Raw genomic sequence first — 13,502 nt, 5'->3', positions numbered from 1 at the left:
GAATGACTATGCTCAGTTTGCCGCAACGTGAGCGTCGTCAGGCATGGGTGCTGCTGGCACCCATGCTGGTGATGATGTTTGTTCTGACCGCCTGGCCACTGGTACGCACTTTTTGGCTCAGCTTTACCGATGCCGGTTTGATTGGCGACGGTACCGCGCCAGCGTGGGTCGGAGCAGATAATTTTCTTTACGCCCTCACCGATCCTGATTTTCGTGCCGCGCTGTGGCGAACTTTATATTTCACCTTTGTGTCGGTGATCAGCGAGGGAATTATCGGCGTGCTGGTCGCCCTGTTGCTTAACCAGCAATTCTGGGGGCGCACCGTGTTACGCGTGCTGGTGATCCTGCCCTGGGCGCTGCCGACCATTGTGAATGCCACGATGTGGCGTCTGAATTTTAATCCTGATTATGGCAGCATCAACGCCCTGCTCACCCAAATTGGCCTGATCGACCACTATCGCAGCTGGCTCGGCTCGCCCGATTCGGCTATTAACGTGGTGATGTTCGCCGATATCTGGAAAAATTATCCACTGGTGACCTTGCTGACGCTGGCGGCGTTACAAACCATTCCGGAGGATTTGTTCGAGGCGGCGCGTCTGGATGGCGCTTCGGCATGGCGACGTTTTCGCGCGATTACCTTTCCGGCCATAGCCGCCCCCCTGGCGGTGGCGCTTATTCTTCGCACCATCGATGCCTTCAAAGTGTTTGATATCATCTACGTGATGACCCGCGGTGGCCCGCTGGACAGCACCAAAACCGTGAGCTTTTTTGTCTATCAAGAATCCTTTAGTTACCTGCGTGCCGGCAGCGGCGCAGCCTACGCGGTGTTGATGACCATAATCTGCGCGCTGCTGATTGGCATTTATATGCTGCTGTTGCTGCGTCAGCGCAAACAGGGAGTCAGCGAATGAAACAGCGAATTCGACTGCTATTACGCTATTTTGCCGCGCTGCTGGTTGTGGTATCAATTTTGGCACCCATGCTGTGGCTGTTTTTGATGAGCGTCAGTTCGGCTGGCGATCTGGCGCAAATTCCGCTGCGCTGGTTGCCACGGCACTGGGACTTTAGCCGCTATGCCAGTCTGCTGACTTTACAGGCCGGGCAGCCGGGCGCGCTGTTCTTGCACGCGCTGGCGAACAGCCTTTTGGTGGCCTGTGGTGCGACGATTATCTCGCTCTTGCTGGCAATTCCGGCGGCTTACAGCTTCTCGCGCTACCCAGGCCGTGAAGGCTGGCTGTATGGCAGTCTGGCAATTTACATGGTGCCGCCGGTCGCCTTCGTACTGCCGCTGTATTTTATCCTCGAGCAAGTCAGCCTACTTAACACCCATCTAGGGCTAATCCTGGTCTACTGTTCGATGATCCTGCCATTCCTGACCTGGATGCTAAAAAATCAATTCGATGCCCTGCCGCTGGATATCGAGCAAGCTGCGCGACTTGATGGATTGCGTTACTGGCAGGTGTTATTGCGCATTACTCTGCCGCTGGCCAAACCGGCGCTGGGTGCATCGGCGATGTTTGGCTGGCTGCTGGCGTGGGACGAGTTTTTTTATGCCTTGTTATTTACCAACAATATTGATGCCCAAACCTTGCCGGTGACCATCGCCGGATTTACCGCAGGTCGCGCCACCGACGACGGGTTGATTGCCGCCGTGGGGATCCTGGCCGCCGTCCCGCCGCTCTTTATTGCTCTGTGGCTTCAGAAAACGCTGGTGAGTGGTTTAACCAGCGGAGGAAGCAAAGGCTAAGATCATCCGTACAGGAATAGAAAATAAAATGAAAAAACCTGAAACTCAGGCCCGACTTTACGTGGTGGGAAACCTGAACGTGGATTTAATTATGAGCACCCTTGACCAGTGGCCAGAGAAAGGCACCGAGGCCATGCTCGAAACCAGTTCGCTGCGCCCTGGCGGCTCGGCGGGCAATTGCGCGCTGGCGTTGCAGGCCCTCGATACGCCTTACCGACTGGTGGCAAATCAGGGCAACGATCAGTTCACTCCCTGGCTCGCCGGGCTATTTACTGGCAGCGCGGCGCACTGGCCGCAGTATGCCTGCGAAACCTCGCTGACTTTTGGCGTGACGCATCCTGACCACGAGCGCACCTTTTTCAGCAATCAGGGACATATTGTTCGCCTGACAATGGCTGATGTACTGAACCAATTGCCGAAGCTGGCAACGCCCGGTGACTGGGTATTGCTGTGCGGTACTTTCCTGTGTACTGCGCTGTATGCCGATTATCCCGCGCTGCTGCAAACGTTGAAACATCGCGGGTATCAGGTTGCGGTTGACAGCGGCTGGCCACCTCAGGGGTGGAGTCTCGAGTTGCGCGAAAAGATCCCCCAGTGGCTGCAATACTGTGATGCTTTGCTGCTGAACGAGGTCGAAACTCAGGGCCTCGGCGATGGCGAAGATTTACAGGCTGCGGCGCAAACTTTATTGGCTCTGATGCCTGCCGAGGCTCGCTGCATCGTGAAATGCGGGCCTAACGGCGCTCACTGCTGGAGCACGTCCCAGCATCGACATAGTGCAGCACAGGACATCGAGGTGGTCGATACCATCGGGGCCGGTGACAGTTTTAACGCCGGATATTTATCGGCGCTGCTCTATGGGCAAGACGAGCAAACTGCGCTGCGTTGGGGAGTTCGCGTCGCCAGCGCCGCCATTGGCAGTTCGCCGCGGGTATATCCTACCTGGCAAGCCCTTGTCGCCGATCCTACGTTGGCAAATAATCAGGAGACTCAATAAATGGCACGCGTTGAATTGGTAAAAGTGGCCAAAAGCTATGGCAAACAGCAGGTGCTCAAACCTCTGGACCTGACTATTCAGGACGGCAGTTTTACCGTACTCGTTGGCCCTTCCGGCTGCGGTAAATCCACCTTGCTTCGCCTGTTGGCCGGTCTTGAGTCGGTGTCGGAGGGAGAAATTCTGCTCGACCAGAAACAAATCAACAATCACGATCCGGCCGATCGCGATATTGCCATGGTATTTCAAAGCTATGCGCTTTATCCGCACCTTACAGTGGCCGAAAATATGGCCTTTCACATGCAGGTAAAACGTGTTCCGAAAGCAGAGCAGCAAAGCAAAGTATTGCAGGCCGCCAAAGTGCTGGGTATTGATCACCTGCTGAAACGTTTGCCGAAAGACCTGTCCGGCGGCCAACGTCAGCGCGTTGCCATGGGCCGTGCGCTGGTCCGCAGTCCGAAAGTTTTTCTGTTTGATGAACCGCTGTCTAACCTTGACGCCCAGTTGCGTATGGAGCTTCGCGCCGAGATAAAGTCGGTACACCAGCAGTTTCGAACCACCACGGTGTACGTTACTCACGACCAGATTGAAGCGATGACGCTAGCGGACTGTATTGTGGTAATGAAAGACGGGTTTATCGTGCAGCAAGGCGAGCCGCTGGAGATTTATGACCGGCCGGTCAACACTTTTGTGGCGCGTTTTATTGGCTCACCGCCGATGAATCTCTTTAACGGTGTGTTCAGTGAGAGAGCGGGCCAGCCAGGCGTACAGTGTGATGAGCTGTGGTTTCCGTTGCCGAAAAAATGGCATCCAGGCGCGCAAAATTGCGCCGGAAAACCTGTAACCCTGGGTTTGCGACCGCACGATATTTCGCTAACTGACCCCGGCACGCAGCCTGCCGCAACTTTGCGCCTGCTGGAAGTGACCGGTGAAAGCAGTCTGATGCATATTGACTGGTGTGGATTCCCACTGCACGTACAGTGCGCAGGCCGCGTGAGTGCGCACGTCGATACGCCAGTTTATCTCCAGGCACGCAGTGATGGTATTCATCTGTTTGATGCTCAAAGCGGGCAGCGATTAGCAGAAAGCGACAGTTAATAGATTAATAAATGTGTTGGGTTGGTTATTATACTTAACAACAGGCAATACTCTGCCGGGTATTGCCTGAGCGGCATTTTATTGAATCACATCCTTGGGCACTCGCTGATGCAATGACCTTTTTTGAAAGGCCAAAATAATCCTTTTCTCAATCAATGAATAGAATAGACAGGCGGCAATCACTGAAACCATTGAAAATATAATGCCATATAAATCATGATTGATATTCATATGGGAGAATAAAATCAGCGCGCAAACTTGAGTGAAGAAATGCGTAATATAAATGCTGTACGAAGCATTGCCTAAATAAACCAGCAAACGGTAAGACCGAGAGCCTGATGCATCCATAAGACTAAATATAATCACTATTGCCATCGCCGGAAGTCCAAAAGAGACAAATCTGGCAATCCCCTTCTCATTTAACCACATCCCAAGTATGAAAAAGGCCAGAATCATAATAGTGGCTAATGGTATTGATATTTTAACCTGATGCAGTTTATTGAAGCATTGGGCATAAAGACAGCCCATTGCAAAGTTGATCATCAGCGGATCGCCTATCATGTAGGAGAAGTTCGACGCCCCCAATTCCGGGCCTCGCAGCGAGAAGGCGTCTATGGTGACGACCATCAATACCAAGAATCCTACTGAAAAAATGACTAGCTGTTTTTTATTTCTTACCAGCATCATGACAACCGCATAGATAATATAAAAAAACATTTCGTAAACCAGCGACCACGAAGGTCCAATAAGCATATGATAGCTAGGATTACTGGTAAAAGACGGTAGCAGGAAAATGTTGCCTATAATTTCATATATTCTTGCAGGGTGCGTTTGCTTAAGATAAAGCAGCATAAAAGGGATTAATATGATTAAAAAAATTGGATAGATCCTTTCGATTCTCTTTTTTATAAAATCAATCCCCGTGCTCAATCCCAGCCGTGAATCTTCACGTGTTTTATAACACATGATAAACCCGCTAAGAATGAAGAAGGCATCTACGCCGAAATTACCTATAATATTAAGCCCTAAACTCTGGGTAATTGTTGTGTCGTATTCTCCCCACAAATGGTTTACCACCACAAAGACAGCAGCGAAAGCACGCAGCACCTGCAACGACTCAATTTTGGATTTCATCTTTTGGCTACCGACAAGCAAATAAAGGTTATTTTTTCCTTCGGCATACAAATTAATGAGCCAAACCTATGGCCCGCTGGCTAAACAAATTGATTAATTAATTGATCGATTGATCGGGCTGGCGTTGTGAACTCCCAATATCAGCCTTAACTTTAATGGCGCAATTAAGTAACAAAATTTACACACACTTTTGCAGTTGATCGCCCACCCGAATCGGCTATGCTCAGAGGCAGACTGGCTGTTAATTGCCAGGCCAAATATGAGCTTGCTAATCTATATGCCTGCATTTTACGGCACTTTCCGCTTTGCAAAAACAGGCATAAACTAAGCTAATTTATTGCTTTTATTCAGGGACTTATTGATGTTCAGCACAAGGAACTTCCTTTATATTCAGGCACTATGCCAATGAAAAAACTTACACTTCCATCAGGTTCTGCGCTCCCACTGCTGGTGGCTGGCGCGATGTTTATGGAAAACCTCGATGCCACGGTTATCGTCACTGCCTTGCCAAAAATGGCGCAAGCGTTTGGGGTTCACCCTATCGACCTCAACATTGGCGTTTCTGCCTATATTTTGACTTTAACGGTGTTTATCCCGGCCAGTGGCTGGATAGCCAACCGCTTCGGCACGCGAACTATTTTCTCTTCCGCTATTGTGCTGTTTACCCTGGCGTCAATCCTGTGCGCAATGAGTGTCAGCTTGCCTGCATTTACCGCAGCCCGCATGCTGCAAGGGTTTGCTGGTGCATTAATGGTCCCCGTTGGCAGGCTGGTGGTGCTCCGCAATACCGCCAAGGCCGATCTGATAAAAGCCATTGCAACCATTACCTGGCCCGCGCTGGTTGCCCCGATACTCGGACCTCCGCTCGGCGGTTTCATTACGACCTATGCCTCGTGGCACTGGATTTTCATCCTGAATGTCCCATTGGGAGTGATCGCGCTGTTGCTGAGTATAAAGCTTATTCCCAACGAAACAGGTCCAAAGGGCGTGCCTTTCGACATTTTAGGATTTGTGCTGACCGGGGTCGCCTGTCTGGGGCTGATGTTTGGTCTAGACTGGTTTAATAAAGGGGGAGCCTCTTTGTGGCAGCCGACACTGTGTGTGATCGGCAGTTTATTGGTCGGCGCGTTGGCAGTGACTCATTCGTTAAAAACGCCTCATCCCCTGCTGCCAATGATTGCAATGAAGATAAAAAGTTACAATGTCACGGTTATTGGCGGGTCGCTGTTTCGTATCGCAATCGGTGCGTTACCCTTTTTACTGCCGCTGCTGTTCCAGCTTGGCTACGGCATGAACGCCTTTGATGCCGGTTTGCTTGTGCTGTCGGTGTTTGCCGGTAATCTGGCGATGAAACCTTTTACCTCGGCAATTTTATTCCGTTTTCCTTTTCGATCCATTCTGGTGGTTAACGGCTTTCTGAATGCACTGACTATTTTTGCCTGTGCCTTTCTCACTCCGGCCGTGCCGACGCCGTTAACCTTTATATTGCTGTTTGTCAGCGGTATGACGCGCTCGATGCAGTTTACCGCCGTGAATACTCTGGCGTTTTCGCAGGTGCCGAGTCCGATGATGGGGGGTGCCAACACATTATTTAACACCGCCCAGCAGCTCTCTTCCGGACTCGGTATTGCCATTGGCGCGCTGGCGCTGCGTGTTGCCGAACATTTTGCACCGCTAAGCAGCAACGGCATCTCGCTGGGCAGTTTCCGACTGGCATTTATTATTGTCGGCTGCATCGCTATTTTTGGCATGTTCGATAGTATGACCCTGAGCATCACCGACGGCGACGAGATCCGCCAGAAGAAAAAGAAAGCGGCGGCAAACTCAGTCGAATCCGCAAAGCCAACAGAAAAAACGCCACAAATTTAGAAGATTAACATTCGCTACAAACTACCTATCAATGCAAATCACAGGTAAGGAGACACAAGATGGAATATCGTCAACTTGGCCGTTCAGGACTCAAAGTTTCAAAGCTGAGTCTCGGGACCATGACCTTCGGTGGTCAGGGTAAATTTGCTAAAACCGGTCAGACCGATGTCGCGAATGCGCGACGCCAGATTACGCTCTGTCGCGACGCCGGTATTAACCTGTTTGATACTGCTGATGTTTATTCGGGCGGTATGTCCGAAGAAATTCTTGGCGAGGCCTTGGGCAAGCAGCGAAACGACGTGCTGATCGCGACCAAGGCGCGGTTCCCGATGGGTGAAGGTGTGAATAACGCCGGTTCATCACGCCATCATATTTTGCGCGCATGCGAGGCCAGCCTTAAGCGCCTGAATAGCGATCATATTGATCTTTACCAATTACATCAATGGGATGGCCTGACGCCGTTGGAAGAAACGCTACGCGCGCTGGAAGACTTGGTGAGCAGTGGCAAAGTGCGCTATGTCGGCCTGTCCAACTTTTCGGCCTGGCATCTGATGAAAACGCTGGGTGTGAGTGAAGCCAATCATTGGGTGCGCCCGATTAGCCAGCAAATTCACTACACCCTGCAGGCGCGTGAAGCCGAGTATGAGCTGCTGCCGGTGAGTCACGATCAGGGGCTGGGCGTGCTGGTATGGAGCCCACTGGCGGGCGGTTTGCTGTCAGGGAAATATCGCCGCAATCAGCCGCAGCCGGAGGGGACTCGTCATCTGGCTGAATGGGGTGAACCACCCGTGCGTGATGAAGATAAACTCTATGATATTGTTGATGTATTAGTTGAAATGGCCGAGGCGCGAGGTGTTTCGGCAGCGCAGATTTCACTGGCCTGGCTGCTTTCAAAACCGCTGGTGAGTTCGGTGATTGTCGGAGCGCGCAGTGAGCAACAGCTGGAAGATAACCTGAAAGCGGCGCATCTGGAATTGAGCACCGAAGAGCTTGAGCGACTGAATCAGGTCAGCCAGCCTCCGCTGCTTTATCCTTACTGGCATCAGGCGCAGACTGCTTCCGATCGCCTGTCGGATGCCGATTTGTCACTGATTGCGCCTTATTTGAAGCACCACAAATAAGCTCGCGCACGATCGCTCTAGCCGCCTTAGTTAACAATGTGTTATTAGTAAACCCAGCAATTTTTATGGCCTAAACTTTTCCCTGCTCTCAGGGCTTATTATTTTAAGGAACGCAAAGATGATCATTTTCGTAACCGGCGCTACAGCCGGATTTGGCGCCGCTATTGCCCGTAAATTCGTTAGCGCCGGACACCAGGTTATTGCCACCGGTCGTCGTAAAGAACGTCTGGATGATTTGAAAGCCGAACTCGGTGACGCACTGCATGTTGCTCAGCTGGATGTCACCGATCGCGCCTCTATCGAGCAAGCGATGGCTTCACTGCCTGCTGAATGGAAAAAAATTGACGTTCTGGTGAACAACGCTGGTCTGGCACTGGGTATTGAAACGGCTGACAAAGCTTCTTTGGACGACTGGGAAACCATGATCGATACCAATACCAAAGGGTTGGTGTATGTGACCCGCGCCGTTCTGCCGGGGCTGGTTGAGCGCAATACCGGGCACGTCATCAATATCGGCTCTATCGCCGGTAACTGGCCTTATCAGGGCGGTAACGTTTATGGCGCGACCAAGGCGTTTGTACGCCAGTTCAGTCTTAATCTGCGAACCGACCTGTTTGGTACGAAAGTGCGCGTAACCAACATCGAGCCGGGCCTGTGCGGCGGCACTGAGTTCTCTAACGTGCGCTTCAAAGGAGACGATCAGAAAGTTAACCAGACCTATGATAAAACTGATCCGCTCACTGCTGAAGACGTCGCTGAATCCGTGTTCTGGGCGGCAACTTTGCCTGCGCACGTCAATATCAACTCTATTGAGATGATGCCGGTTAATCAGTCCTTCGCCGGTTTGCGCGTTAACCGCGACGAGTAATCGTTAAGCAAACAAGTGACAAAAATTTACTCAGGGCATCGCGAAAACGACGCCCTTTTTCATGCCCGAGGCGTATCAGTAAGATTTCCAGCCAGAAATAATAATCAGCATGCCGGCCAGTGCGACCAGCGCACCAATCCAGTCGGTAATCGCCAGTTTTGCGCCGTCTACAAAATGCAGCCACAGTAGCGCAGTCAGGACGTAAACCCCGCCATAAGCTGCATAAACGCGCCCGCTTGCCGCAGGATGCAGGGTAAGCAGCCAGACAAACAGCGCCAGACTTGCAGCCGCAGGAACCAACAACAGGATGCTTCCACCCTTGCGCAGCCAAAGGTAAGGCAGGAAACAGCCGATAATTTCGGCCAGCGCGGTGACAAAGAATAGCAGCGTTGTTTTTAACATTGAGGCGGAGAAACTCCCTAAAGTTTTACTATCTAGTTGAATCAAATCTAAACCATCAGCCTGTCATTAGGTGACGTATGCGGTCAGGGTGGTATAATTTTACTAATCGCGTTTGCGATGTGTAAACCTATAAGGAAGAGCTAATGAATACAATAGTGAAGTCTCGACTGCTCCGCCGGATGCTACCAGTCGCCCTGCTGGTTCTTTCAGGCACCTGGCAGATCGCTGCCCATGCTGAAACCAACTGCGCTGGCGGAACTTGCGTATTTGGCGGTAGCGGCAATAACTCCCTGAGCAACGAACAGGCTCAGCAAAGTAAAGAGCAATGGAACGCGACTCGAACACTGCGCCAACAGAGAATCGAAATTCAAGAAAGAGACAACGCCAAGTACGCCAACGCGGAACAGCTGCGCGACAGATGCAACGCCAGCCGCAATCTCAATGCCTATTGGGAACCGACCACCTCGCGCTGCCTTGACCGTCGCACTGGCAATCAGCTGCTGGCACCTTAATCATCAGGTCTTAATCGACCGGTTAGCGTAAACAAAATTTTTGCTCGTTGTTATTGATAACTCAGAACAGACCTACAAACCCAGCTCGATAGATTGTAGTTAGCTGCTAAACTTGGCATACAAGCTATTCATTAAAGGACGAAAATATGAAAAAGACTCTGATGGTTTGCCTGGCTCTAATGACCCTGTCTCCACTGGCTGCAATGGCCTCTTGCGACAGCGTAAAAGCGGATATTTCCAAGAAAATCGTGGCTAATGGCTTACCTGAGTCAGGCTTCAAACTGGATATCGTCGCGAACGATCAGGCAGATCAGGCCGGTGGTCAGGTGGTGGGTCACTGTGATAACGACACACAGAAAATTGTTTACAGCAAGACTTCTGGCGGTGGCGATGACACGACTGCAAGTCCGAAAACTGGAACCAGTCAGGATGCCACAGCACAGTAAGGTGTTGTTAATCCAATGAGTTAAGGCTTAAGCGGGCAACTGTTTAAGCCTTTTTTGTTTTCTCGGCGGATTGTTGCCGGATGCCGTCCATACCGTAACAAGTTCTTTTCCAGTGTTCATCTGGACGATTGGTAAAGCCGATAATTTCCGTTACCGCCGACTCGCCATAATGTGCCCCCTGCGCATCAACCATGACCTCATTCCAGTTTGCCGAGCAGTGCAGGTAATCTTTGCCGAGTAATGTTAGCTCGTCGTTGCTAAATTCGGCATTTTTTTGTCCATGCCAGACGTCATCGCCCATCGCCAGCGCTTTGCTGAGTAAGGGCGTCAATTCAGGAGGTAACAGTAATTCTTGCTGGGTATCGCTGATAGGATCAAATAAAACCCCCGCCTTTTTTGCTGCATCAACCATGACTCTCAAGACCACTCTTGACCAATCATTTTTAATGATTCGTTCAGGCAAAGCCAACGCCGAGAAACTAAATTTTTGCTCGTTATTATACCGATCCCGCTGATAAGAGATTTTAGACCAGCTTTCGACCTGCACTTTTTGATTGCGTAATATTGGCGTAAGTGTTGGCGCAGACTCTATCGTCTTGCGTTGAGCTAAAGTTTGGCGATATACCCGTGTTTCTGAATCAAGTTGTTGCTTATTGACAGGCTGGCTATAGGGCCTGGTCAGAAAGACATTTTCTTTTTCCAACGGTAAATAGCCACCGCCGATGTCAGAGTGACTGCCAGGCAGCATGAGTTCGGGCCAGGCCGGTTGAACACTGTTAAGGGCAAAGTTAAAACGACATTCGTGCTGAGCCGTGATGTGGAATACCTTTTCCGCGACTCCAGGCCGAAGTCTAATATCTACACTGCCAGTATTGGAGCTGTGAGGATTCAAACCATTTGCCACCTCACCTATTGCAGTTACTGTATCGAAAATGCCAATAAATCGTGTTTTTCCGCACGGCTCGCCATGATATTCCAGACAGCCCACTCCGCGTTTTACTGCTTGTATAAGGGCGGGATCTTTATTAAATACTCGGTTGGAAAAATGGCGAGCCGAAGCCGCACCGCGACTAAAACCAAATATATCGAACTGAAGGGATTTAATAATAAAATTATCTGTGGCCAACACTTTTTTGATCGCAACTATTTCTTGCTGTATAGCTAATGAAATCATGTTTATAGCTACATCTGTCTTGGCAATAATACCCGTTCCTGCAACCCCCAACGCTGAGCCTAACAAGCTGTCAGGCTTCTCCGATTCAGTTCCAATCCCCTGAATATATAGAGATTTTTGAAAATAATTGCTCGGCGCCGAATAAGTTTGCTTATAGAGATAACTTAACCAGTACACATTCGAGTAATAATTCGTATAACTTAAAGCATGGTTACCAATCAGTTTTTTATGTGTTACGGCATGCTGCCCGAGAAGGGTTTTTGCCTCGACGGAATACACATTAAAATTATCGTTTTTACAGTCATCAAGCATGTTCCCGACATTAATGGCATTATTTCCGGTGCCGTCGAAAAATAGACCTACTGTCAGGATGATCTCTTGTTGATTTTTATTCATTACTGCACTCACAGGTCAAAAGTAAAATTACGCGTAAAATATCACGCCGAAAATCACCTTTAGACCTGCGAGATCTTATAATAATGTTATTTAAGGACTTTCCTTCTTAGCAGGCCGTTGGCCTTTGGGAATCAAAAACACCGCCGCTAACGCCAGAAATGAAATTACCGCTGCGAGGATAAACACCCAATGCAGCGAAGCTGAAACCTGTGCAATCACCTGGCTTAGCCTGTCATCAGATAAATGTTGTCTTAAGGGTTTGTCCATCAACGTTTGCACCGGATCGTTCATCCCCGGCAGGCGACTTTGCAGATTGAGATTCAGCGTTGCGCCAAGAACCGCAGTTCCCAACGCCGAGCCGAGCATGCGTGTAAAAAGCGTTGACGCGGTGGCAATCCCGCGAATCGACACCGCAACCAGTTTTGTACCGATACGATGAAGGTGGTGTTACACAATCCCATCCCAACCCCAATCATAAATGCTGCCACGCGCGCCCACCACAGGCCCGATCCCGGAGTTAACAACAGCAAGACCAGACTGCCCAAAATCAGTGAAAGCGTGCCCAGCAAAACGGTAAATCGATAAGACGTGGCCTGCATTAAATTACCGCTGAGGGTACTCGCCAACGGCCAACCGAGTGACATTAAAGCTAATGTTGCCCCCGCCTGCAGCGGGGAACCGCCGAGAACGCCCTGAATATAAGTGGGTAAAAAAGCGCTGATGCCCATCATGCTGGCACCCAGCACCAATCCCCCTATATTGGCGGCAATAACCACGTTATTTTGCCACAGCGACAGCGGGAATAAAGGCTCTGGCGCCCTGCGCTCCTGATAAACCAACAGCAAAATTGCGATAATCGCCGCGCCAAGCAGCAGAAATGAATAATAGCCCAGCTCTTCTGCCTGCAATAATGCCAGCAACAGCGCCGCGACGCCAAAAGACAACAATGCCGTTCCGGCCAGGTCAAGCGCGTGGTTTTTCTTCGCCGCGTCTGGCGGTAAATATCGCGCCAGAATAATCATTGCAACCACGCCAATTGGCAGGTTTATCCAGAACACGATTGACCAGTGGAAATGCTTAACGATAAATGCACCAAGTAATGGCCCAATAATTGCCGAAACGCCCCACACGCTGGCCAGATACCCCTGAGCTTTGGCCCGTTCGTGAGGTCCGTAAATATTGGCGATTAAAGTCGTGGCGACCGGCGTAATCGCTCCTGCCCCCAGACCTTGCAGTGCACGAAAAGCGATCATCCACACCAGTGAAGGTGCAAAGCCGCACAGCACCGACCCGGTCAGAAATAACAGGGTGCCGATGAAAAACATTCGTCGACAGCCATACAAATCGGCCAAACGCCCATAAATAGGTACAGTAATCGCCTGAGTCAGCAAATAAATCGCAAACACCCAACCTAAAAGACTGAAGCCTCCTAAATCGGCAATGATTGTTGGCATGGCGGTAGCAACAATGGTCACTTCAACGGCGGCCATAAACATTGAAAGCATGCAGGCCGTCAACACCAGTGGGCGATGGCGGCTGTCGACGTGGACGTCGGGTAAAGTATTGGTAGCGATATCGATTCTCCTCTACTGGCAGTTGCCCAGTATATCAGCCACTTTACCAACGCATTCTGCTTATCGTAACAATTTGCGAGGCGTATCCAGGCAAAATTATCAGCGTTTCATTTTAACAAACCATCAACATATGACGCCGTCAATTATGGTTTTCACTATCTCGTGCG

At 50.4% G+C, this 13,502-nt stretch carries 12 protein-coding genes and 1 pseudogene; 9 read left to right on the top strand and 4 right to left on the bottom strand.

Going from position 1 to position 13,502, the window contains the following annotated elements; all coding sequences use genetic code 11:
• Positions 1-8 precede the first annotated feature (8 nt).
• Genes SPM24T3_RS12870 through SPM24T3_RS12855 form a run of 4 tightly spaced genes read left to right on the top strand, consistent with a single transcriptional unit; the run spans position 9 to position 3,839 of the window.
• A complete protein-coding gene (locus SPM24T3_RS12870) occupies positions 9-911 on the top strand; it encodes a carbohydrate ABC transporter permease (protein ID WP_009637200.1) in 903 nt (300 codons plus the stop codon).
• Positions 908-1,747 carry a carbohydrate ABC transporter permease gene (locus SPM24T3_RS12865; RefSeq protein ID WP_009637199.1) on the top strand — a complete coding sequence of 280 codons (840 nt, stop codon included), beginning with the start codon at positions 908-910 and terminating at the stop codon, positions 1,745-1,747. Before SPM24T3_RS12870 ends, SPM24T3_RS12865 begins: the two co-directional genes overlap by 4 nt.
• 28 nt (positions 1,748-1,775) lie before the next feature.
• Positions 1,776-2,744, top strand: a complete 969-nt coding sequence (locus tag SPM24T3_RS12860) for a carbohydrate kinase family protein (RefSeq protein ID WP_009637198.1) — start codon at positions 1,776-1,778, stop codon at positions 2,742-2,744.
• Entirely contained in the window at positions 2,745-3,839 is a 1,095-nt protein-coding gene (locus SPM24T3_RS12855) for an ABC transporter ATP-binding protein (RefSeq protein WP_009637197.1), read from the top strand.
• Between the two features lie 78 nt (positions 3,840-3,917).
• Here SPM24T3_RS12855 and SPM24T3_RS12850 read toward each other — a convergent pair whose 3' ends face one another.
• Complete coding sequence (locus SPM24T3_RS12850; RefSeq protein WP_037378466.1) at positions 3,918-4,973, bottom strand: acyltransferase; 1,056 nt, start codon at positions 4,971-4,973, stop codon at positions 3,918-3,920.
• 399 nt (positions 4,974-5,372) lie between these two features.
• On the opposite strand from SPM24T3_RS12850, the gene SPM24T3_RS12845 reads away from it, so the two are divergent.
• The 3 genes from SPM24T3_RS12845 (at position 5,373) to ydfG (ending at position 8,831) form a co-directional block, all read left to right on the top strand.
• Positions 5,373-6,842, top strand: a complete 1,470-nt coding sequence (locus SPM24T3_RS12845) for an MFS transporter (protein WP_009637195.1) — start codon at positions 5,373-5,375, stop codon at positions 6,840-6,842.
• 59 nt (positions 6,843-6,901) lie between these two features.
• On the top strand, positions 6,902-7,963 hold the full coding sequence (locus SPM24T3_RS12840) for an aldo/keto reductase (RefSeq protein WP_009637193.1): 1,062 nt from the start codon (positions 6,902-6,904) through the stop codon (positions 7,961-7,963).
• Between the two features lie 118 nt (positions 7,964-8,081).
• On the top strand, positions 8,082-8,831 hold the full coding sequence (ydfG, locus tag SPM24T3_RS12835) for a bifunctional NADP-dependent 3-hydroxy acid dehydrogenase/3-hydroxypropionate dehydrogenase YdfG (protein WP_009637192.1): 750 nt from the start codon (positions 8,082-8,084) through the stop codon (positions 8,829-8,831).
• A gap of 75 nt (positions 8,832-8,906) precedes the next feature.
• On the opposite strand, the gene SPM24T3_RS12830 is transcribed toward ydfG, so the two are convergent.
• Positions 8,907-9,233: a YnfA family protein gene (locus tag SPM24T3_RS12830; RefSeq protein WP_009637191.1), complete on the bottom strand. Its 327-nt coding sequence runs from the start codon at positions 9,231-9,233 to the stop codon at positions 8,907-8,909.
• A gap of 143 nt (positions 9,234-9,376) precedes the next feature.
• Here SPM24T3_RS12830 and SPM24T3_RS12825 point away from each other — a divergent pair, with 143 nt between their 5' ends.
• Positions 9,377-9,745 (top strand): DUF1283 domain-containing protein, encoded by a 369-nt coding sequence (locus tag SPM24T3_RS12825; RefSeq protein WP_009637190.1) that lies wholly within the window; start codon positions 9,377-9,379, stop codon positions 9,743-9,745.
• A gap of 146 nt (positions 9,746-9,891) precedes the next feature.
• Positions 9,892-10,191 (top strand): DUF1161 domain-containing protein, encoded by a 300-nt coding sequence (locus tag SPM24T3_RS12820; protein WP_009637189.1) that lies wholly within the window; start codon positions 9,892-9,894, stop codon positions 10,189-10,191.
• Positions 10,192-10,234: 43 nt separating this feature from the next.
• On the opposite strand, the gene SPM24T3_RS12815 is transcribed toward SPM24T3_RS12820, so the two are convergent.
• A complete protein-coding gene (locus SPM24T3_RS12815) occupies positions 10,235-11,761 on the bottom strand; it encodes a DUF2235 domain-containing protein (RefSeq protein ID WP_009637188.1) in 1,527 nt (508 codons plus the stop codon).
• Positions 11,762-11,851: 90 nt separating this feature from the next.
• Positions 11,852-13,266 (bottom strand): annotated as a pseudogene (locus SPM24T3_RS12810) (MDR family MFS transporter).
• Between the last annotated feature and the right edge of the window lie 236 nt (positions 13,267-13,502).

The sequence above is a fragment of the Serratia sp. M24T3 genome (assembly GCF_000257645.1).
Lineage (GTDB): Bacteria > Pseudomonadota > Gammaproteobacteria > Enterobacterales > Enterobacteriaceae > Rouxiella.
The sequence above is the reverse complement of the archived record's forward strand: the minus strand, read 5'-3'. Positions and strand labels throughout refer to the sequence as shown.